The 22,188-nt window shown below is 42.1% G+C and carries 19 protein-coding genes and 1 pseudogene; 18 read left to right on the top strand and 2 right to left on the bottom strand.

What is annotated here, in order from left to right:
- Positions 1-356 precede the first annotated feature (356 nt).
- Together bfmR and bfmS are read left to right on the top strand one after the other, a co-directional pair.
- Positions 357-1,073: a response regulator transcription factor BfmR gene (gene bfmR / locus DK207_RS05275; protein ID WP_005081325.1), complete on the top strand. Its 717-nt coding sequence runs from the start codon at positions 357-359 to the stop codon at positions 1,071-1,073.
- A gap of 82 nt (positions 1,074-1,155) precedes the next feature.
- On the top strand, positions 1,156-2,796 hold the full coding sequence (bfmS, locus tag DK207_RS05270; RefSeq protein WP_109440252.1) for a sensor histidine kinase BfmS: 1,641 nt from the start codon (positions 1,156-1,158) through the stop codon (positions 2,794-2,796).
- 128 nt (positions 2,797-2,924) lie between these two features.
- Here bfmS and DK207_RS05265 read toward each other — a convergent pair whose 3' ends face one another.
- On the bottom strand, positions 2,925-3,281 hold the full coding sequence (locus DK207_RS05265; protein ID WP_109440251.1) for a hypothetical protein: 357 nt from the start codon (positions 3,279-3,281) through the stop codon (positions 2,925-2,927).
- Between the two features lie 93 nt (positions 3,282-3,374).
- A pseudogene (locus tag DK207_RS05260) lies at positions 3,375-4,792 on the bottom strand (diguanylate cyclase).
- A 398-nt stretch (positions 4,793-5,190) separates the two neighbouring features.
- Between DK207_RS05260 and ndhC the strand changes: the two are divergent.
- The 16 genes from ndhC to DK207_RS05180 all read left to right on the top strand — a co-directional run bounded on the left by ndhC (position 5,191) and on the right by DK207_RS05180 (position 22,178).
- Complete coding sequence (gene ndhC / locus DK207_RS05255; protein ID WP_004638048.1) at positions 5,191-5,742, top strand: NADH-quinone oxidoreductase subunit A; 552 nt, start codon at positions 5,191-5,193, stop codon at positions 5,740-5,742.
- Positions 5,743-5,748: 6 nt separating this feature from the next.
- Positions 5,749-6,426: a NuoB/complex I 20 kDa subunit family protein gene (locus DK207_RS05250; protein WP_004638049.1), complete on the top strand. Its 678-nt coding sequence runs from the start codon at positions 5,749-5,751 to the stop codon at positions 6,424-6,426.
- An 88-nt stretch (positions 6,427-6,514) separates the two neighbouring features.
- Entirely contained in the window at positions 6,515-8,302 is a 1,788-nt protein-coding gene (gene nuoC, locus DK207_RS05245) for an NADH-quinone oxidoreductase subunit C/D (RefSeq protein ID WP_004638050.1), read from the top strand.
- 12 nt (positions 8,303-8,314) lie between these two features.
- Complete coding sequence (gene nuoE, locus DK207_RS05240; protein ID WP_004638051.1) at positions 8,315-8,824, top strand: NADH-quinone oxidoreductase subunit NuoE; 510 nt, start codon at positions 8,315-8,317, stop codon at positions 8,822-8,824.
- On the top strand, positions 8,821-10,149 hold the full coding sequence (gene nuoF, locus DK207_RS05235; RefSeq protein WP_008941874.1) for an NADH-quinone oxidoreductase subunit NuoF: 1,329 nt from the start codon (positions 8,821-8,823) through the stop codon (positions 10,147-10,149). Before nuoE ends, nuoF begins: the two co-directional genes overlap by 4 nt.
- An 11-nt stretch (positions 10,150-10,160) precedes the next feature.
- Positions 10,161-12,845 (top strand): NADH-quinone oxidoreductase subunit NuoG, encoded by a 2,685-nt coding sequence (gene nuoG, locus DK207_RS05230; protein WP_075316080.1) that lies wholly within the window; start codon positions 10,161-10,163, stop codon positions 12,843-12,845.
- Between the two features lie 3 nt (positions 12,846-12,848).
- Entirely contained in the window at positions 12,849-13,865 is a 1,017-nt protein-coding gene (gene nuoH, locus DK207_RS05225; protein ID WP_004638054.1) for an NADH-quinone oxidoreductase subunit NuoH, read from the top strand.
- Positions 13,866-13,883: 18 nt separating this feature from the next.
- The gene (nuoI, locus tag DK207_RS05220) at positions 13,884-14,426 is read left to right on the top strand and encodes an NADH-quinone oxidoreductase subunit NuoI (protein ID WP_075316079.1); all 543 of its coding nucleotides are present in this window, start codon (positions 13,884-13,886) and stop codon (positions 14,424-14,426) included.
- Positions 14,426-14,944 carry an NADH-quinone oxidoreductase subunit J gene (gene nuoJ / locus DK207_RS05215; protein ID WP_171261759.1) on the top strand — a complete coding sequence of 173 codons (519 nt, stop codon included), beginning with the start codon at positions 14,426-14,428 and terminating at the stop codon, positions 14,942-14,944. The genes nuoI and nuoJ overlap by 1 nt, the downstream gene beginning before the upstream one ends.
- Positions 14,944-15,252 carry an NADH-quinone oxidoreductase subunit NuoK gene (nuoK, locus tag DK207_RS05210; protein WP_075316077.1) on the top strand — a complete coding sequence of 103 codons (309 nt, stop codon included), beginning with the start codon at positions 14,944-14,946 and terminating at the stop codon, positions 15,250-15,252. The genes nuoJ and nuoK overlap by 1 nt, the downstream gene beginning before the upstream one ends.
- Complete coding sequence (gene nuoL, locus DK207_RS05205) at positions 15,249-17,144, top strand: NADH-quinone oxidoreductase subunit L (RefSeq protein ID WP_075316076.1); 1,896 nt, start codon at positions 15,249-15,251, stop codon at positions 17,142-17,144. The genes nuoK and nuoL overlap by 4 nt, the downstream gene beginning before the upstream one ends.
- Before the next feature lies 1 nt (position 17,145).
- Positions 17,146-18,744: an NADH-quinone oxidoreductase subunit M gene (gene nuoM / locus DK207_RS05200; protein WP_109440250.1), complete on the top strand. Its 1,599-nt coding sequence runs from the start codon at positions 17,146-17,148 to the stop codon at positions 18,742-18,744.
- A 3-nt stretch (positions 18,745-18,747) separates the two neighbouring features.
- The gene (gene nuoN, locus DK207_RS05195) at positions 18,748-20,244 is read left to right on the top strand and encodes an NADH-quinone oxidoreductase subunit NuoN (RefSeq protein WP_109440249.1); all 1,497 of its coding nucleotides are present in this window, start codon (positions 18,748-18,750) and stop codon (positions 20,242-20,244) included.
- 106 nt (positions 20,245-20,350) lie between these two features.
- Complete coding sequence (gene upp, locus DK207_RS05190; protein ID WP_109440248.1) at positions 20,351-20,986, top strand: uracil phosphoribosyltransferase; 636 nt, start codon at positions 20,351-20,353, stop codon at positions 20,984-20,986.
- A 118-nt stretch (positions 20,987-21,104) separates the two neighbouring features.
- Positions 21,105-21,398: a cold shock domain-containing protein gene (locus DK207_RS05185; protein ID WP_109440247.1), complete on the top strand. Its 294-nt coding sequence runs from the start codon at positions 21,105-21,107 to the stop codon at positions 21,396-21,398.
- Between the two features lie 81 nt (positions 21,399-21,479).
- Complete coding sequence (locus DK207_RS05180) at positions 21,480-22,178, top strand: cold shock domain-containing protein (RefSeq protein WP_109440246.1); 699 nt, start codon at positions 21,480-21,482, stop codon at positions 22,176-22,178.
- The last annotated feature ends 10 nt before the right edge of the window (positions 22,179-22,188 follow it).

Below are 22,188 nucleotides of genomic sequence, written 5' to 3'. Positions count from 1 at the left end.
TAAATTTTTTTTCATGTCTTAACTGCTGATTTCACAGGGACATAGCATAACAAAGCGATTTAAAAACACGTATAGATAACTCTGTGGATAACTCAAAAAACAAACACTTAAATTTTATTTGATGAAGGAAGAAACAAATTGTTTAACATTGGCACAAAAAATATACTTAATCTTCATTCTGCCAAAAAAGCGCAGATAAAACTGAAAAAGGTATTAAAATTCATAATTTTAATAAAAAGATAACAAAACTGGCTAGGCGTGTATCAGTTTGGTGAAGGCCACTTGTTTACAATGTAAACGTGTGTATATTGCAAAACATAAACCAATGTATCTGTAAGATTATTAGGGGCAAATAAATGAGCCAAGAAGAAAAGTTACCGAAGATTCTAATCGTAGAAGATGACGAGCGTTTAGCACGTTTAACACAAGAGTATTTGATCCGTAACGGTTTAGAAGTTGGGGTTGAGACAGACGGTAATCGTGCGATCCGTCGTATTATCAGTGAGCAGCCTGATTTAGTGGTATTGGATGTAATGTTACCAGGTGCGGACGGTTTAACCGTTTGTCGAGAAGTACGTCCACATTATCATCAACCGATTCTGATGCTTACTGCGCGTACCGAAGATATGGATCAGGTGCTTGGCTTGGAAATGGGTGCAGATGACTATGTTGCTAAACCTGTTCAACCACGTGTATTACTTGCTCGTATCCGTGCTTTATTACGTCGTACCGACAAAACGGTTGAAGATGAAGTCGCACAACGTATCGAATTTGATGATCTTGTAATTGACAATGGTGGTCGTTCGGTCACTTTACATGGTGAGTTGGTTGACTTTACCAGTGCGGAATATGACTTGTTATGGTTGTTAGCATCAAATGCTGGCCGTATCTTGTCTCGTGAAGATATTTTTGAGCGTTTACGTGGTATCGAGTATGACGGTCAAGATCGCTCGATTGATGTTCGTATTTCGCGTATTCGTCCGAAAATTGGTGATGACCCAGAAAACCCAAAACGTATTAAAACAGTACGTAGTAAAGGTTATTTATTCGTTAAAGAAACCAATGGGATGTAGAATTCAGCCCCCTCCTTCTTATAAGGAGGGTTTCTTCTCCTGAGAAGGAGAAGTTGTTGAATAATTTGGAATCATATCCCTTATGGTGAGTCGAGTACTGAAGAACAGCATATTCTTGCGAATTTATGCTGGTTTGGTCGTATTGGTGGTTGTGGTTGCCGCATTTTGTTATTTGCTGGTCCAAATCATTAACTATCAGCGTGCGCAAGAATATCGAGAATCGCTTACAGATGGTATTTCCTACGTTATTAGTGAGGGGGTATCTCGCCAACCTGAAAAACAGCAGAAATTAGATTGGATTTCTGATGCTTCTGATTTGTTGGAATTGCCGATTTATTATGTAGATGCGGCACGAGTTGAATTGTCTCGGACTGAAAAAAAGCGAATTGCTGAACAAAAGTCGGTGGTTCGATATGATGCGAATCATGGCGTGGGCTATATCATCATCGGTCTGAAAGATGATCCGCAGCATTTCCTCTATATCAAAGTCGATAAGATAGGCGAACGCCAAATGAAGGCGTTGCCAATTTTTGTCTTGGATTATTTGATGTTTTATCCAGGACAAGAAAGTGAATATTTGGAACGAATCAAACAGCATTTTTATTATCCAATTGAAATCATGGATATTCGGGATGTGAATCTAGATTCAGAGCAAGTAGGACGTCTACGCCAAGACCAAAGCGTGTTGCTATATAAAGATAGTGCGACGATACGTGGTACCACGATTTCGATTGTTTCACCCATGCCGAACTATCCTGCACGAGTCTTGATCTTGGGTCCTGTGCCGATGTTTAACTGGATGCCTTTCCAGCTTTCCGCAGGTATTACCTTATTTAGCTTGTTCTTGTTGAGCTTAGGTGTCTATGGGCTGATCTTGCCGTTAGAGCGAAAAATCCGTCAGGTTCGTTATGCTTTAAATAAAATGAAGTCTGGTGATCTGTCATTGCGTGTACCGATCGAAGGTAGCGATGAAATGGCAAATTTAGCTTCAAGCTATAACAATATGTCGGATCATATTCAACGTTTGATCGAGGCGCAGCGTGAGTTAATGCGTGCTGTTTCGCATGAGCTTAGAACACCAGTGGCACGAATCCGTTTTGGGATGGAAATGCTGGCTGAGGAAGATGATTATAATTATCGTATTCAGCAGGTTGACATGATTGATAAAGATATTGAGGCATTGAACACCTTGATTGATGAAATCATGACCTATGCCAAACTGGAGCAGGGAACCCCATCGCTAGATTTCGAAGAAATTGTGTTGGTTGAAGTGCTTGATCAAGTGGCAATGGAAACTGAAGCATTAAAAACACAAAAAGAGATTGAATTGATTGCGCCTTCATTGGTGTTAAAAGTCGATGCAGAACGTCGCTATTTACATCGTGTGGTACAGAACCTTGTGGGTAACGCGGTGCGTTATTGCGATCATAAGGTGCGTATCAGTGGTGGTGTTCGTGCAGATGGCCAAGCCTATGTCTGTGTTGAGGATGATGGTCCAGGGATTCCTGAAGAAGATCGTTCTCGAATTTTTGAAGCCTTCGCTCGTCTTGATGATAGTCGTACTCGTGCTTCAGGGGGCTATGGCTTAGGTTTGTCTATTGTAAGTCGTATTGCGTATTGGTTTGGCGGGACGATTCAAGTCGATCAAAGTCCAAACCTAGGGGGCGCGCGTTTTATTATGACTTGGCCTGCAAAGCGTTATAAACAAACTACAAAAAAATGATAATAACTCAAGGGGGCTGAGAGATTGATTGCAGCCTCCTCAATATTTTAGAAAAACCATTAAAATTGCCAAAGCATAATTTGACTTTGGCGAAATAGCATACTCAGCGGGATGTAGAGAAGATCACATTATTCTTGTAGAGAAGAATCTGGTTCGATTAAGGGATGACCAGATCTTAAACTTCGTAAAGCATCCGCATTGAAATCAATCAATAAAGAATTGTTTTTAACATCAATTTTATAATTTTGGATCAGTCGTTCATCTCCATTCAAAGTCTCAACCCGATAAGTATCAGCAATATTAAGAATACCTTCGAGGTTGGTTGTGGTTGATGCAAAGTCTTCTCGAAATACGTCGTAAATGTCCCTTAAATCAAAAATAGCATTATCCGCATCTGGGTGCTTTTGAATATAATTTTCAATATGGCGCATGAGGAGTTGCGAAAAAAAGAAATAATCTGAATCGTGTGCGAATTTTAGCTGCATATTTTTTCTCCTTCTTGTCTATCTTTAGAATACCGTTCTATTGCTGACGCTGTGTATAAAGATAATTAAAGTACTTTGCTGAATTGCAACAGATTATGTCGAAATAACCACTTGGTTTCGTCCTTGTCGCTTGGCGCGATAAAGCGCATCATCGGCATGTTTGAATAATTGTTCAGTTGAGTAATCTTTTTCGGGGGTATTGATGCAAATGCCGATGCTGGTTTGAATAGAAAAAAACTGTGAAGGTTCTCGCTCGATTGGGGATTGGCTGAGGTGTTGGCGAATCTGTTCAGCGCATTGATAGGCGGCATCTTCATTGGTGTCACTAATGAAAATTGCAAATTCCTCACCTCCTAAGCGACCAAATAGGTCTTGAGGATTTAAGAATATCTGAGTGGTTTTAACAAAGTGTTGTAAGGCACGATCACCGACCTGATGACCATAGCTGTCATTGATGTGTTTAAAGTGGTCAATATCAAGCATCAAAAAAGCACTGGTTTGTCCTGCGTTCCTGGCTTGCTCTTGGAGGAGTTGAAGGGATTGTAGGAATTGCCGTCGCGTTAAGCTAGAAGTTAACTCATCATGGGCAAGCGTATGTTGTAATTCTTCAATGAGCTTGGATCTGACTTTATTGATACTGGAAACGGTGAGTGGCGCTATGGTCATCATGATCAACCCAAGTCGTGTTGATATCGTGTTATTTAAATAATTATCCGGATAAAGCAATAAATAGTTTTGAGAGACATGATAAATAATAAAAACGCAACTGATTGAGCTAATGATCGTTACAGAGAAATGTTGGTATCGCAGCGCGCACCAGATCAATGGGGCTATGGGGTAAAGTAGTGATCCCGGTCCAGCATCATAATAGGCAATTACAATAGAAACGATGACCGCAATCAGAGGTAAGGTCGTTTGAACCGTTGTATTTTTAAGCTCTTTTAAGCATTGTTTGAGGGGCGTTAGATGCGGCAAGCTAATAAGTGCGGGTAACAGCAATACTGCATTTTGAATTTCGGACGTAAACCAAAAACCAAAGTCTTCCCAAAATGAATCTAAAGCAAAGGGCGTGTTTAAATAAGGCAGTAAAATTGCTGCAAATAAGGCACTGCTTAAACCGCCAATACAACAAAAACTGAATAAAAATAAATAAAATAGCCATGATGCATCGAGCGAATAAATGTACTAAAACGGATGTATAGGGCCAGTGTGGTGATGACATAGAGCAGGTTGGCTGTGGTTAAACTAAAAGTTAATAAAAGAGGAGTATCTTGGATAGTGTCGGCAATCAAGTATCCCACAATTGCGCCGATAAAACTGATGGGATGACGTGTATGTGGGAAGCGGATTAATAAACCAAGTAATACTGAATTTGCAGGCCAAAAAGAAGCGAGAAAGCTGAGGTGTCGCGTGGCGATACCGAGTAAGCAGCACAGAAAAATAACCTCAGCAAAAAGTAGAAAGAGTTGGAAGAGCGAGAGGGGTTTTAATGCTGCTTTTGGGTGAGGCATTCTGACGCATTTCCATAAGAGGAATTTGGTCGCGCTATTATATAAATTTTGTTTAAATTTTCATCATAAATTTGTCGCAATGCAATGATTTAGTTCATGCTGCAATATTTTTGCGCAGAGGGTATCAAAGACGAATGTTTTTGGCGCATAAGTAAAGAAAAAAATGATTAACTTTTGGTGTTTGATTAGTTAATTCGATTTTTGAGGGTGAATTAACCATGTTATTGGATATATTTGTAAATTTAAGGACAAAATCATCCGAAAGACTAAAGCGCTTCAACTAGCATGAGAAATTAGAAATCAGGTACAATTGGCGGAATTAATTTTGTGTTTGGTGTATTTGAAGGCCAATACATACATTCTTTGTTAAAAATAGGCCTGCCAGGAGTTATCCCCGCATGAGTGCCATTACTCCATACGATTGGGCGATTATTGCCTTCGTGATCGGCGTTACATTTCTTTGCGTTTTTATGCTGACCGTTCCTTTACTCCTTGGGGGTAAAGCATGGGGACGTGCCAAGCAAGAACAGTTTGAATCAGGTGTAGTGAGTGCGGGCGGTGCCCGTATTCGCTTGTCAGCCAAATTCTATTTAGTTGCAATTTTCTTTGTCGTTTTTGATTTAGAAGCACTTTACCTCTACGCGTGGGCAACTTCTGTGCGTGAAGTAGGTTGGGTTGGCTTTGCAGCTGCTGCAATTTTTATTTTGATTTTATTGATTGGTTTGATTTACGAGCTTTCAACAGGTGGACTGAATTGGGCACCTTCTGATCGTCGTAAAGCGGCAGGGATCAAAACAAAAATTGGTTCACCAAATATGAATATCGCTGACATTACTCGATTCAATAATATCGAAGAGCTCGTTGTCGATCCTACTGGTCAAATTCCAGCACAGTCTTCTGGTCGTGTTAAATCTAAAACACCGACTACATCATCATTTGAACAGGAGTAAGTCGGGATGAAATATACTTTAACCCGTGCGAATCCAGATGCCGATCAATATCCATTGCAAGATCGTCAAATCGTCACTGATCCACTTGAGGAAGAAGTGAATAAAAGTGTGATGATGACACGTCTTGAAGATGTGTTGCATACCGCAGTCAACTGGGGACGTAAAAACTCATTATGGCCATTTAACTTTGGTACATCATGCTGCTACGTTGAATATGCAACAACTTTGACAGGCGTACATGACTTATCACGTTTTGGTGCTGAGGTTATTCGTGCTTCACCACGTCAGGCTGACTTGATGATTGTTGCAGGGACTTGCTTCGTTAAAATGGCACCTGTTATTCAGCGTTTGTACGAACAAATGTTGGAACCAAAATGGGTGATCTCAATGGGTGCTTGTGCTAACTCAGGTGGTATGTACGACATCTATTCAGTGGTTCAAGGTGTAGACAAAATTATTCCTGTTGATGTGTACATCCCAGGTTGCCCACCACGTCCAGAAGCATTGATTCAAGCATTGATGTTACTTCAAGACCAAATTCAACTAGAGCGCCGTCCACTTTCAGCGGTTATTGGTGATGATCTTCAGCCTGTGTATAAGCCAAAGATGATGCCAGAACGTGACCGTAAAAATGCTGAACGTATTGCGGTGAAAAACTTACGCTCTATGGATGAAATTAAATAATTTTAACGATGAGTTTTTGACATATCCCTGATGGATATGGTCATCGGAAAGAATTGCCAGAATTTGTATTAAATAGGAAGCCAAGCCAATGGCTGAAACTGACATTGCTATGCCAGAATCGACTCAAGTCGATTCACGCCCAGCATTTGCAATTGTAGAAGAGCTCAAAACCAAATTTGGTGAGAACTTTTACGTGCAGACGACTTGTGAAGAGTTTCCAACAGTCTGGGTTGAGCGCGCACGCGTGCAAGAAGTCCTTATGTTCCTCCGTAAAGTGGAACGTCCTTATGTGATGTTGTTTGACTTATCTGCGGTAGATGAGCGTTTGCGTGTTCACCGTGATGGGTTGCCACCATCTGACTTCACAGTGTTCTATCACTTATTATCGCTTGAGCGTAATAGTGATATTCGTATCAAAGTTGCGTTGAATGAAAATGATTTAAGTATTCCAACGGCAACCAATATTTGGCCAAATGCCAACTGGTACGAGCGTGAAGCTTACGATATGTTTGGAATTGATTTCGCCGGGCATCCAATGCTTCGTCGTATCTTATTGCCGACTTATTGGGAAGGTCATCCATTACGTAAAGAATATTCTGCCCGTGCGACAGAATATACGCCGTATATGCAAGATCAAGCCAAGCAAGATTTCGAGCAAGAGCATTTGCGTTTTGTACCAGAAGATTGGGGTCTAACACGCGGCAATGATGACGAAGACTTCATGTTCTTGAACTTGGGTCCTAACCATCCATCTGCGCATGGTGCTTTCCGTGTGGTTTTACAGTTGGACGGCGAAGAAGTCAAAGACTGTGTGCCAGATATCGGTTATCACCACCGTGGTGTGGAAAAGATGGCTGAACGTCAAACTTGGCATTCATTCATCCCTTATACGGATCGTGTTGACTACTTAGGTGGTTGTGCGCAAAACATGCCATATGTGATGGCGGTTGAGCAGCTTGCAGGGATTAAAGTACCTGAGCGTGCGCAAGTCATTCGTGTCATGTTGAACGAATTATTCCGTATCAATAACCACTTACTTTACTGTGGTACAGCGATTCAGGATGCGGGTGGTATGACGCCAGTATTCTATATGTTCGCTGACCGTCAAAAAGTTTACGACATCGTTGAGGCGATTACGGGTTACCGTATGCACCCAGCATGGTTCCGCATCGGCGGTACAGCACACGACCTTCCAAACAATTGGCAAAAGCTAGTTAAGGAATTGTTGGAGTGGATGCCGAAACGTTTGAACGAGTACTACACCGCCGCCCTGAAAAACTCAGTATTTATCGGTCGTACGCGTAACGTTGCGCAATATGATGCTAAATCTGCGTTGGCTTGGGGTGTGACAGGTACAGGTTTACGTGCGACGGGTATTGATTTTGACGTTCGTAAATATCGTCCATACAGTGGTTATGAAAACTTCGACTTTGATATTCCAGTGGAATATGAAGGCGATGCATATGCACGCGTATTGGTACATTTCCGTGAAATCACTGAGTCTTTGAAAATCATTCAACAGTGCTTGGATAACATGCCTTCTGGTCCATATAAAGCGGATCATCCATTGGCTGTTCCACCACCGAAAGATAAGACATTACAAGATATTGAAACCTTGATTACGCACTTCTTGAGCGTGTCATGGGGTCCTGTAATGCCTGCAGGTGAAGCATCCTTTATGACTGAAGTGGTGAAAGGTGCGAGTACCTATTACCTCACTTCGGATAAGTCGACGATGAGTTACCGTACCCGTATTCGTACACCAACGTTCACGCACTTACAGCAAATTCCTTCCGTGATTAACGGCAGCTTGGTATCTGACTTGATCATTTATTTGGCGACCATTGATGTGGTTATGGCTGACGTGGATCGCTAGGGGTAAACGATTATGATGATTTTGACTGATAAAAAACCACGTGTGAATGTTGAAGGGATTTTGACTGCGGATGAAATCCATGAAATTGAACATCACATTGGTCATTACCCATACCCACGTGCAGCTTCATTGGATGCATTGAAGTGTGTACAACGCCGTAACGGTTGGGTAGATGATGCACAAATGAATGCAATTGCGCAATTATTGACAATCAGTGTGGCGGATTTGGAAGGTGTAGCAACATTCTATAACCGTATCTACCGCCAACCTGTGGGGCGTCATGTAATTTTATTGTGTGATTCAATTGCTTGTTTCTTGATGGGTGCAGAAACGCTTGCAGAAGCGTTCCAACGTGAGTTGGGTATCCAGTATGGGCAAACTACAGCTGATGGTCGTTTTACCTTGCTCCCAATTTGCTGTTTAGGTAATTGTGACAAAGGTCCAACGTTAATGATTGATGAAGATACCCACGGTTTAGTGGACGTATCATCAGTTAAACAGTTATTGGAGAAGTATGTATGAATACTGAACCAAAACCAATTTATGGCGACGGTAATCCAGAAACTCATCCGCTGACTTGGCGTTTGAGTAAGCAAGATGCAGTACGCAATGCTGATGACTACGAAGCACTTGAAGGTTATGCAGGCTTTAAAAAAGCACTCAGCATGCCACCAAAAGATGTACTTGAAGTCATTAAAGCTGCGACGGTTAAAGGCCGTGGTGGTGCAGGTTTCCCTGCGGGTATTAAATGGTCATTGATGGCGCCAAATGATAATTCTGGTCCTCGCTATTTGATCTGTAATGCCGATGAAATGGAGCCAGGTACCTTCAAAGACCGTTTGTTGATGGAAAAACTTCCTCATCAATTGATCGAGGGGATGTTGATTGCAGGTTATACCTTAGAAGCAACGCATGGTTATATCTTCATTCGTGGTGAATATATCGAAGCTGCTCAATACCTAAATGAAGCATTAGAGCAAATCCGTGCCAAAGGTTACTTAGGTGAAAATATCCTCGGTACGGGCTGGAACTTTGAAATGCATGTTCACACGGGTGCAGGTCGTTATATCTGTGGTGAAGAAACCGCATTGATTAATTCACTTGAAGGTCGCCGTGCCAATCCACGTACTAAACCACCATTCCCACAAGTTGCGGGTGCATGGGGTCGTCCGACGATTGTCAACAACGTTGAAACCTACAATAACTTGCCTGCGATTATGTTGCGTGGACCTGAATGGTACATCAACTTGTCTGCACACAAGTCTAAAGATCCTGGAACTAAGATTTACGGTGCATCAGGTAAGGTGAAGTTCCCTGGGCTTTGGGAATTGCCATTTGGTACAACAGCGCGTGAAGTAATTGAAGATCATGCGGGTGGTATGCGTGATGGTTTAACACTGAAAGCATGGTTACCGGGCGGCGCATCAACAGATTTCTTGGCTGCTGAACATATTGACTTGCCAATGGATGCTGAAAGCATCATGAAGGCAGGTTCTCGTTTAGGAACATGTCTGTTGATGGTGGTAGATGAAACGCAATGTATGGTTTCAGCGACCCGTAATCTAGAAGAATTCTTTGCGCGTGAGTCTTGTGGTTTCTGCACACCATGTCGTGATGGTTTACCGTGGGCTGTTAAAGCACTGAAAGCACTCGAAAATGGTGAAGGGAAGATGGAGGATATTCAACATCTCTCTGAACTTACTAAAAAGTTGTGGATTGGTAAGACTTTCTGTGCCCACGCACCTGGTGCGATGGAGCCACTGATGGGCGCATTAAAATATTTCCGTCATGAGTTTGAAGCAAAGGTAAGTACCCATGCAGCAACTCGTGATGTAGAACAGGTTTAAGGAATTCGACTATGGCTACAATTCATGTCGATGGAAAATCGTATGAAGTCAACGGCTCAGAAAACTTGCTACAAGCATGTCTTAGCCTTGGCATCGATATCCCGTATTTTTGTTGGCACCCATCCTTAGGTTCTGTTGGTTCTTGTCGTCAATGTGCGGTAACTCAATACGCGAATCCTGAGGACACACGTGGGCGTTTGGTGATGTCTTGTATGACACCAGCCGCTGACAATACTTATATTTCGATTGAAGATAAAGAAGCAACAGAGTTTCGTGCATCGATTGTTGAATTCTTGATGACGAACCACCCACATGACTGTCCAGTTTGTGAAGAAGGTGGTCACTGTCATTTACAAGATATGACGGTGATGACACAGCATGATCGTCGTCGCTATCGCTTTACTAAACGTACCCATCATAACCAAGAGTTAGGTTCGTTTATTGCGCATGAGATGAACCGTTGTATCGCATGTTATCGTTGTGTGCGTTACTACAAAGACTATGCAGGCGGTACAGACTTTGGTGTGTATGCCAATGCTTCACGTGTTTACTTTGGTCGTCCAGAGTCGGGTACTTTAGAATCAGAATTCTCTGGTAACTTGACAGAAGTCTGTCCAACAGGTGTGTTTACTGATAAGACACATTCAGCACGCTATAACCGTAAGTGGGACATGCAGTATGCGCCAAGTGTCTGCTTTGGTTGCTCTTCTGGCTGTAACATTTCTCCGGGTGAGCGTTATGGCGAAATCCGTCGTGTTGAAAACCGTTTTAATGGTTCAGTCAATCAATACTTCCTTTGTGATAAAGGTCGTTTTGGTACGGGTTATGTCAATCGTGAAGATCGTCCGCGTCAACCTCAATTCCGTAATGGTGAAACTGTAGCAACCGTGAGTGTTGATCAGGCACTTGATCAAGTCATTGCGCAGCTTAAAGGTAAAAAAGTTTTAGGTATTGGTTCTCCTCGCGCAAGCTTGGAATCAAACTACGCACTTCGCCAACTTGTTGGTCAAGATAACTATTCAACAGGTATGTCTCAAAAAGAGCAGAACTTGGTGGAGTTAGCTGCATCTATCATGCAAACAGAGGGTATCTATAACCCGAACATGCGTGAAATTGAAAGCTATGATGCCGTGTTGATCTTGGGTGAAGACTTAACGCAAACAGCACCACGTATGGCTTTGTCGGTTCGCCAAGCTGCGAAAAATAAAGCGAAAGAAATGGCTGCTAAAACGCGTACACCTGACTGGTTAGCAGAACCTGTACAACGTATTGGTCAAGAAGCAAAATCACCGATTTATATTCTTGCTGCAACACAAACGCGTTTAGCGGATGTGGCAACAGGTGAAGTGGTTGCTTCTCCAAACGATATTGCACGTTTAGGTTTTGCGGTTGCTGCTGCTGTGAAAGGTGAAACAGTATCTGGTCTTGATGATGACGCAAAAGCATTTGCACAAACCATTGCTGATACCTTAAAAGCTGCGAAAAAGCCATTGATTATCTCTGGTACCAGCTTACAAGATCCAGCAATTATGGAAGCTGCTGCACAACTTGCTCAGAATCTAGGTGAAAATGCGGGCTTATCATTGACAGTTCCTGAAGTGAACTCAATGGGCTTAGCATTATTCGGTGGCTTAAGCTTAGAACAAGCGTTTGCACAAGATTATGATGCAGTGGTTGTAGTTGAAAATGACTTAACTCGTCGTATCCCAGTTGCTCAAGTCAAAGCTGCATTGGATAAAGCTGAAACTGTGATTGTATTGGATCACAGCGAAACTGAAACCTTGAAACTTGCAGATATTGTTCTTTCTGCTGCCAGTTTTGCGGAAGGTGACGGAACTGTAGTCAGTCAAGAAGGACGTGCACAACGCTTCTATCAAGTGTATGACCCAAGCTACTACAAGCCTGAATATGCAATCAAAGAATCTTGGCGTTGGTTACATGCCGTTGAGACAGGTCTCAAAGGTAAAGCTGTAGATTGGACACTTCTTGATGATGTGATTGATGACATCGTGAAAAATGTTCCTGTGCTTGAAGCGATTCAAGATGTTGCACCAGATGCTGGCTATCGTATCCATGGTTTAAAAATTGCGCGTGAACCACGTCGTTATTCTGGTCGTACCGCAATGCGTGCACCATTATCTGTTCATGAGCCTAAACAACCAACTGATCCTGATTCAGCATTAACCTTCTCAATGGAAGGTTATGTCGGTAATCAAACAGCGTCTTCATTGGTGCCTTTCGCATGGTCAGCGGGTTGGAACTCACCTCAAGCTTGGAACAAATACCAAGATGAAGTGGGTGGTCACTTAAAAGGTGGTGATTCTGGTGTTCGTCTTTTTGATCATTTAGCAAAACGTCCTGCACGTAGCTATGTTGCACCAACTGCTGTTGTGGTGAACCCTGAAAGCTTCCGTCTTGTACCTATGCACCATATCTTTGGTTCTGGTGAATTCACCATTAAAACACCAGCAATGGAATCTCGTATTCCTGAAGCAATGTTTGCGGTCGGTGAGCAAGATGCGACACGTTTAAATGTTCAAGATGGTCAACGTATTACGGTAAAAGCTGGCGAAACCAGCATTAGCTTACCTGTACAAGTGATTGAATATTTACCAACAGGTTATATTGGTTATCCAATTGGCTTAGCACCAACAGTTTCATTGGCAGAGCCTGTTTCTGTGGCGGTAGGAGTGTAATTCATGAATCAAGAAATTATACGTCAAACGCCACTTTGGGCTGAGAACTGGCCGATTGCCTACTCAGTGATTCAAGCCATTGTGATCTTGCTTGTGGTGGTATTGGTTGCTGCGTTGATGTCGTTTATTGAGCGTCGTCTGTTGGCATTATGGCAAGACCGTTATGGTCCAAACCGTGTTGGCCCTGGAGGTATGTTCCAGATCGTTGCCGACATGCTCAAGATCATGTTCAAAGAGGACTGGACACCAAAGTTTGCTGATAAGTTGACTTTCCGTTTAGCACCAGCAGTTGCGATGGCAACTGCGGTACTTTCCTTTATGGTCATTCCTGTGAGCCCAATGTTGGGTGTTGCAGATATGAGTATCGGTCTATTGTTCTTTATGGCAATGGCGGGTATTGCAGTCTACGCAGTGCTATTTGGTGGTTGGGCATCGAATAACAAATACTCATTGCTTGGTGGTCTTCGTTCAGCGGCACAAACCATTTCTTACGAAGTGTTCTTGGGTATTTCGTTGATGGGTGTGGTGGCGATTGCAGGTTCATTCAACCTACGTGAGATTGTTGAAGCACAACGTGATATGTGGTTCATCATCCCACAATTCTTAGGTTTCTTGATCTTTGTGGTTGCTGGTGTTGCGGTAACGCACCGTCATCCATTTGACCAACCTGAAGCTGAGCAAGAGTTGGCAGAAGGTTACCATGTTGAATATGGTGGTATGAAGTGGGGGATGTTCTTCGTTGCAGAATATGTCAACGTGGTATTGATCTCAGCATTAATCGTGACTTTATTCTTCGGCGGATGGCTTGCACCATTTAACTTAGAAATTCCATTTGTTCCGCCAGTTTTTTGGTTCGTAATTAAAACAGCATTCTTTGTAATGATGTTTGTCTTGGCACGTGGTTCATTGATGCGTCCACGTTATGACCAAGTGATGAATTTTGGTTGGAAAGTTTGTTTGCCATTGGCGTTGGTCAACTTGTTAGTGACTGGTGCTGTGATTCTGATGAATCAGGCCTAGGACAGCAGGGAGTACAAAATGTATAAAATTCTAGCTGGATTTGGATCGATTGTACGTTCGTTGTGGATGGTGTTCAGCCATGCAACACGTAAACGTGACACGATTTTATATCCAGAAGTACCAGCTGAACAAATTGTGCCTCCACGCTTTCGTGGTCGTATCATCTTAACGCGTGATCCAGATGGTGAAGAGCGTTGTGTGGCGTGTAACCTATGTGCGGTTGCATGTCCAGTTGGCTGTATTTCATTACAAAAAGCGGAAAAAGAAGATGGACGTTGGTATCCAGAGTTTTTCCGTATTAACTTCTCACGTTGCATTTTCTGCGGTATGTGTGAAGAAGCATGTCCAACGACTGCGATCCAGATGACACCTGATTTTGAACTTGCAGAATATGTACGTCAGGATTTGGTGTATGAGAAAGAAAACTTGCTCATTTCTGGTACAGGTAAATATCCAGACTATAACTTCTACCGCGTGACTGGTATGGCTGTGACAGGTAAAGACAAAGGTCAAGCGCAAAAAGAAAGTGCGCCAGTTGATGTACGGAGCTTATTACCATGATGTGGCCATTTTATTTGATGGCTCTTGTGGCCATTGTTTCAACCATCCGTGTTGTGACGAATACAAATCCTGTGCATGCACTATTGAGCTTAATCGTATCCTTACTTGCTGTGGCGGGTATTTTCATGATCGTTGGTGCGCCATTTGCAGGCGCACTTGAAATCATCGTTTATGCCGGTGCGATCATGGTCTTATTCGTCTTCGTGGTCATGATGTTAAATCTCGGACAGGACACTGTAGAACAAGAAAGCAAATGGCTGACTTCGGATGCATGGGCATTTCCTGCATTGATGAGCTTCCTTATGGGCTTGATCCTCGTGTGGATGCTGGGCAGTGATTACACCACTTCAGGTGCAGTAATGGGGCGTGAGGTGGTTGGTCCTAAAGCAGTTGGGCAGGCTCTATTTACGCATTATCTATTATTGGTAGAAGTTGCCGCGATGTTATTGCTTGCAGCATTGGTTGCAGCATTCCATTTAGGTAAACGTGAGCCAGGTGCAGAAGAGGAAAAAGAATAATGGGACACATCCCTTTAGAACATGGTTTGATTGTTGCAACCATTCTTTTTGCACTGGGTTTTTACGGTGTAATGGTGCGACGCAATCTACTATTTATGTTAATGAGTCTTGAAGTCATGATGAATGCTGCTGCATTAGCATTCGTCTTGGCAGGTAGTGCTTGGGTGCAACCAGATGGTCAAGTGATGTTTATCTTGATCCTGACCTTGGCTGCGGCAGAGGCATGTATCGGCCTAGCGATCGTCCTTCAGTTCTATCATCGCTTCCATCACTTGGATGTAGATGCTGCTAGTGAGATGCGCGGATGAGTACCTTATATTTAACTATTTTATTCCCGCTCATTGGTTTTATCCTTTTAGCGGCAGGTCGTAATAAGCTCTCTGAAAATGTTGCAGCCATCATTGGTGTCGGTTCAGTGGGTCTATCTGCTTTATTTGCATTAATTGCAGGTTTAGCATTTACCAATAGCGGCGATACTGTATTTGTTCAGCATTTATGGACATGGTTCAATGTCGGTGGTTTCGCACCTGGCATTAGTTTACAGTTGGATGGTCTTTCCCTGATTATGATGGGAATGGTCACAGGGGTGGGCTTCCTGATTCACATTTTCGCATCTTGGTATATGCGTGGTGAAGAGGACTATGCCCGTTTCTTCTCTTACTTTAACCTATTTGTTGCCAGCATGTTGTTGTTGGTATTGGGCGATAACTTGGCGTTATTGTTCTTGGGTTGGGAAGGTGTAGGTCTGTGCTCTTACTTACTGATTGGTTTCTACTACTCAAATCCTGCAAATGGTTGGGCAGCAATCAAGGCATTTACAGTAACACGTGTAGGTGATGTATTTTTACTCATCGCATTGTTCTTGCTCTATCAACAATTTGGTACTTTGAATACTCAGTACATTGTTGAAAATGCAGCAGCTGTAATGACACAAAGCTCATCATTGTCGATCTGGACAGCATTGATGTTGTTCTTGGGCGCGGCAGGTAAATCAGCACAAATTCCATTACAAACTTGGTTAGCAGATGCGATGGCTGGTCCGACACCAGTATCGGCATTGATCCACGCTGCAACGATGGTTACAGCGGGTGTGTACTTATGCTGCCGTATGTTCTCTGTAATGGAGATGGCACCAGAAGTAATGCAATTCATTTCAATTACAGGTGCTGTGACTTTATTGGTTGCTGGTTTTGCTGCATTAGTTCAAACCGATATCAAACGTATCTTGGCTTACTCAACCATGAGTCAGCTCGGTTATATGTTTATGGCAGTGGGTGCTGAAGCGTACCAAGCTGGTTTGTTCCATATGTTGACTCACGCATTCTTCAAAGCGTTATTGTTCTTGTCTTCAGGTGCTGTCATTTTGGCGTACCATCATGAACAAAACATTTTCAAGATGGGTGGTCTGTTCAAGCATAACAAATTCTTATTTGCTTGCTTCGCGATTGGTGGCGGTGCCTTAGCTGCAATTCCATTCTTGACAGTAGGCTTCTTCTCTAAAGATGCGATTTTATGGCAAGTTTGGGCACATGGTCATACCACAGGTATTGAAACCTTTGGTACCTTGTTCTGGGTCGGTGTTGCGGGTGCTTTCTTAACATCTATCTATACTTTCCGTTTAATTTGGATCGTATTCTTTGGCGAAGAAAAGACTGCATATCACCCAATCAAAGGCGCAACTTACTGGGCTCCACTTGCTATTCTTGCTGTACTTTCAACAGGTGTGGGTGCGTTATTACAAGCGCCAGTTATCGGTATTTTAAATCAAGCTGGTATTCCTGCGTTTGCCATGACTGAAGCTCTCGCGCATTTACAGCATGGTGTTGAATTAAAAGCAGTTGGGATTGCATTGGCTGGTTTAGCCGTAGGTATTTTCCTGTTTGCTTTTGCTTATGGTGCTGTCAAGTCGTTTGCTCAAAGTTCTTTGGGTGCAGGTTTAGCGCATATCTGCCGTACAGCATTCGGTTTTGATGCTTTGTATGACATCGTGTTTGTAAAACCATATTTGTTTATTGCAAAAATCTTAGGTCGTGATCCTGTTGATGGTTTATGGCTGGTATTGCCTGCGATTGTGAAGGGTGGTAATAGCTTTACAAGCGCGCGTCAAACAGGTTCATTGCGTGAATACGCATCAAGCATGTCACTCGGTATCGTGGTGTTGTTGATGATCTTGATCGTGATTCAGGTTGTGGGGAAATAAAATGGAAAACAATTTAATTTTACCCGCACTGATTTTAGTTCCTTTCATTGCTGGTTTCATTTGTTGGTTGGTTGATAAATTCGACCAACAATTACCGCGTTGGATTGCCTTAATTGGTATGCTCATCACCTTTGGTTTGGGTATAGCTCTCTGGCAAAATGGTACTTTCAGCTACAGTATGGGTGGCCAAACGCCATCATGGGCTGCAGAGTTTTATCTTCCTTGGATTCAAACCTTAGGTATTAGCATTCACCTTGCAGTAGATGGTTTATCACTACTGATGGTGTTATTAACAGCGTTACTTGGTGTGCTTGCTGTAGGTTGCTCTTGGGGTGAGATTCAAAAGAATGTTGGTTTCTTCCACTTAAACCTCCTTTGGAGTTTAGGTGGGGTGATCGGTGTATTCTTAGCGATTGACTTATTCTTATTCTTCTTCTTCTGGGAGATGATGCTCGTACCAATCTATTTCTTGATTGCGTTATGGGGTCATAAAGGTTCGAATGGTCGTTCACGTGTTTATGCTGCAACCAAGTTCTTCTTGTATACCCAAATTGCTGGTTTAATTATGTTGATCGGTATCCTAGGCCTTGTGGTTTATGGATATTTGATGACAGGCATGATTGGTTTTGATTACAACTATCTTATGGCTGTAGCACATCGTTTACCGCCTGAAGTTGCATATGCCTTCATGTTGTGTTTCTTCATCGGTTTTGCAGTCAAATTACCAGTATTCCCATTACATGGTTGGTTACCTGATGCACATGCGCAAGCACCAACTGCGGGTTCTGTGGACTTAGCGGGTATTTTGATTAAAACTGCGGCTTATGGTTTGCTTCGTTTTGTCATTCCATTCTTCCCAGCAGCATCAGCACAATTTGCAGATATTGCGATTATTCTCGGTTTGATTGGTATTTTCTACGGGGCATTCCTCGCATACCAACAAACAGATATGAAACGTCTACTTGCGTATACGTCTATTTCGCACATGGGTTTCATTTTACTTGCAATTTATGCAGGTAATATTCTGACTTTCCAAGGCCTCATGATCATGATGTTGGCGCATGGTTTATCATCTGCTGCATTGTTCATTATGTCTGGTCAAGTCTATGAACGTTTACATACCCGTGATTTACGTTTGATGGGTGGTTTACGTGGTCAACTGCAATACTTGCCATTCTTCTTGATGTTCTTTGTTGCAGCACTTGTTGGTGTACCAGGTTTAGGTAACTTTATTGGTGAATTCCTGATCCTGATGGGTTCTTTCAATACCTATCCGACTTTCACTATCATTGCCGCAGTAAGCTTGGTATTTGCTGGACTATATGGTTTGATTCTGATTCATAAAGCACTATTTGGTGTACCGAATCCAGAACAGCAGCAGCACTACACCAGCCCACTCAAAGATCTATCTGCTCGTGAAGTTAGTATTTTAATGCTATGTGCGGTTGGCTTACTTTGGTTAGGACTTTACCCACAAACATTCTTGGATGTTTCACAATCAAGTATGCAGTGGATTGTAAATAGTTATATGCCAGTACAAGAAGTTGTTGAAGTCGTTCAACAGACAGCAACTCAACTTGAACATGTGGAGATGCAATAAATCATGAACTTCACACTTTCTTTTTCTGAGCTTATGCCACTGGCACCCGTAATGATTGTGGCGTTGACTGCAATCGTTGTGATGTTGTTGATTGCGATCAAGCGTAACCATAATTTAATTGCGACAACTTCGGTTGTAGGTTTAAACCTTGCTGCAATTTTAATTGCATATACCATGTTTACTGGAGGTTTTGCTCCAGTAAATGTGATGGGCATGTTTATGGTTGATCCATTTACCATGCTCTATCAATTCTTGATTTTGATTGCTGCTTTGGCTTGTTGTACCTTGTCTCATGCTTATATCGAGACCTATAAAGACAATCGTGAAGAGCTTTATATCTTGTTACTGTCTTCAGTAGCAGGTGCAATGTTGTTGGTTGCAAGCTCTCATTATGCAGCGTTCTTTATCAGCCTTGAACTCATGTCAATTCCAATTTATGGCATGTTGGCGTATACCTATCAACGTAGCCAGTCGTTGGAAGCAGGGATTAAATATCTCGTGCTTTCAGCAACAGCATCGGCAATGTTGTTGATGGGCATGGCATATATCTATGCATATACAGGCTCGTTATCATTCTATGATTCAGTACAGAATTTATTTGCTGTGATTGATCAACCAATGGTGTTATTGGGTCTGGCATTAATTATTTTTGCTGTAGCATTCAAACTCTCGCTTGCACCATTCCACAAATGGACACCAGATGTGTATGCAGGTGCACCAGCGCCAATGGCAACTTTCTTGGCAACGGCTGCTAAAGTGGCGACTGTTGGTCTATTTGTTCGTTACTTGTTGACTTCAGGTGCAATTTTAGAGCAATCGCTGGTTACGATTTTGACGATTCTTGCAGTATTGTCGATTGTAGTGGGTAACTTACTCGCTGTGCGTCAAGTGAATTTAAAGCGTATCTTGGGTTATTCATCCATTGCACATTTTGGTTATTTGTTGATTGCTTTAATCAGCATGACCTATGCAAGTTTGGGCAGTGTTACGGTATATGTGATTACTTATGTATTGACGACTATCGGTGCCTTCGGTGCTGTTGCATTGATGTCGAGCCCATATAACAACGTGGATGAGGCACAAAGTCTTGCCGACTATCGCGGTTTGTTCTGGCGCCGTCCGATTTTGACTGCGACATTAACAGTGATGATGTTGTCTCTTGCGGGTATTCCATTAACTGCAGGCTTTATCGGTAAGTTCTTGGTAGTGTTGGCAGCAGTTACAACTCAACATTGGTTCCTGGCAGCGATGATCGTTGTGGGTAGTGGTATTGGTTTATATTATTACCTTCGTGTGATGGTTGTCATGTATATGACACCACCAGATGTACCTCGTATTGATGCTGATGCACATTGGGGAACTAAAGTGGGCGGTATCATGGTACTGGGTGCTGCATTATTAGTCTTGTTCTTGGGTGTGTACCCAGATCCGATGATTAACTTGGCTTTGAAAGCAGAAATTCTGTCTCCATTGCATTTTATGATGTCACAACAACACTAATGGTCTGATTTGTACAAAAAAGCCTCCAAAATTGGGGGCTTTTTTATTGAATAGTAAAAAAACACTTTATAATAGTCGAAGATTTATATTAGCTAGGTACTTACTCGTGTCGATCCAAGAAATTCGTCATCCGCTTATTCGCCATAAACTTGGTTTATTACGTCGTTCAGACATTAGCACCAAGAACTTTCGTGAATTGGCACAAGAGGTCACAATGTTATTGACCTATGAGGCGACAAAGGATTTGCCCGTAGTTGATCATGAAATTGATGGGTGGGCAGGGAAAGTTGCTACACAGCGTATCGCTGGAAAGAAAATTACCATTGTTCCGATTTTACGTGCAGGCATTGGTATGCTTGAAGGTGTTTTGAATCTGATTCCAAGTGCTAAAGTCAGTGTACTGGGCTTAGAACGCGATGAGGAAACGCTAGAGGTACGTACTTACTACAAGAAACTTGTACCAGATGTGGCGAACCGTTTGGCAATGATTATCGACCCTATGCTTGCAACAGGCAATTCATTGATTGCTGCGATTGATGTTTTGAAAGCAAGTGGCTGTAAAGATATTCGTGTGATGGTTTTAGTGGCTGCACCTGAGGGAGTTGCCAAGGTTGAAGCTGCGCATCCTGATGTGCGTTTATATACCGCTTCAATTGACCAGGGTCTTAATGAAGACGGTTATATTGTCCCAGGGCTGGGGGATGCAGGTGATAAGATTTTTGGTAGTGTCCAAAAAGATTAACAATTAAAATTATTATAAAAAAGAGACATGATCCATCATAAATTGTATGAGAGATCTAAAGTCTCTTTTTTTTTTCTATATACTATGGACAACGGCTTGGTAAAGTAGGGTAAATGTCATGAAACAAGATTTCTATCAAGGAAAAGTGAAACAATATAATCCTGATAAAGGATTCGGTTTTATTGGTACAACTGAAGGTGATGTCTTTTTTCATATTTCAGATTTCCCGGCATCAGAAGGCGAGCCGAAACGAAATGAAAAAGTAAAATTTGCTGTGGTTGAAAATCAAGGTAAATTTAAAGCGATTCAGATTGAGCGTGTTGATCCAAATCCTGCGAAAACCAAGAAGACTAAAATTGCGAATCATAATAAAGCGATTACAAGCGAATTATTATCAAATTTTCGACGTTAAATAATTCGGTGTTTAGAGTAAGGGTAAGCTATGCTTAGCCCTTATTCTTTGTAGAAAAGAATAAAAGTAAAGGACGGTTTTATGTTTCTTACGGGGAAAATTAAAAATTATAATTCAGATCGTGGTTTTGGTTTTATCGAGGTAGAACATGAACGATCAGATATTTTTTTTCATATAACAGATTTTCCTAAAAAAGGTGGTGAGCCAAAAACCGGGGAGTTAGTTAAGTTTTTAATTGTTGAAGATAAAGGTAAATTTAAAGCAACAAATATCGTGCGGCTAGACCTGAAAGCTGTTAGCCCAGTTCATGAAGCGATTCAACCTGACATGTCTGTAAAAAATATTGCTCAAAGTAACTCAAAAACAAAAGGTAAAAAGGGGCTGACTTACACAATAGTTGCGATGATTATCATAGCAATTTTACTAGGACTGGTGTTTAAAAAATATCAATCTTATCAGCAATCTCAACAACTCAAGGTCGGGCAATTGATTGAAGAGCAAAAAAGGATTATAGATGCTCAACGTCAAGCTATAGGAGATTTGCCTGAAGTAAAGCTCTCTGAAAAAACCGAGAATGCATTAAATTCCACTCATAACTCTGTAGTATCAATTCAACAGCCGATTGCTTCGGAAAATCAATTTAGTTGTGATGGGCGAATTCATTGTTCGCAAATGAGATCTTATGAGGAGGCTGTATTCTTTTTAAGAAATTGTCCCAATACCCAAATGGATGGGGATGGAGATGGTATTCCGTGCGAACGACAATTTGCACGCCATTAAAAAGAAGATC

The sequence above is a fragment of the Acinetobacter haemolyticus genome (assembly GCF_900406815.1).
Taxonomy (GTDB): Bacteria; Pseudomonadota; Gammaproteobacteria; order Pseudomonadales; family Moraxellaceae; genus Acinetobacter; species Acinetobacter haemolyticus_A.
This window is presented reverse-complemented; position numbering and strand designations above follow the sequence as displayed.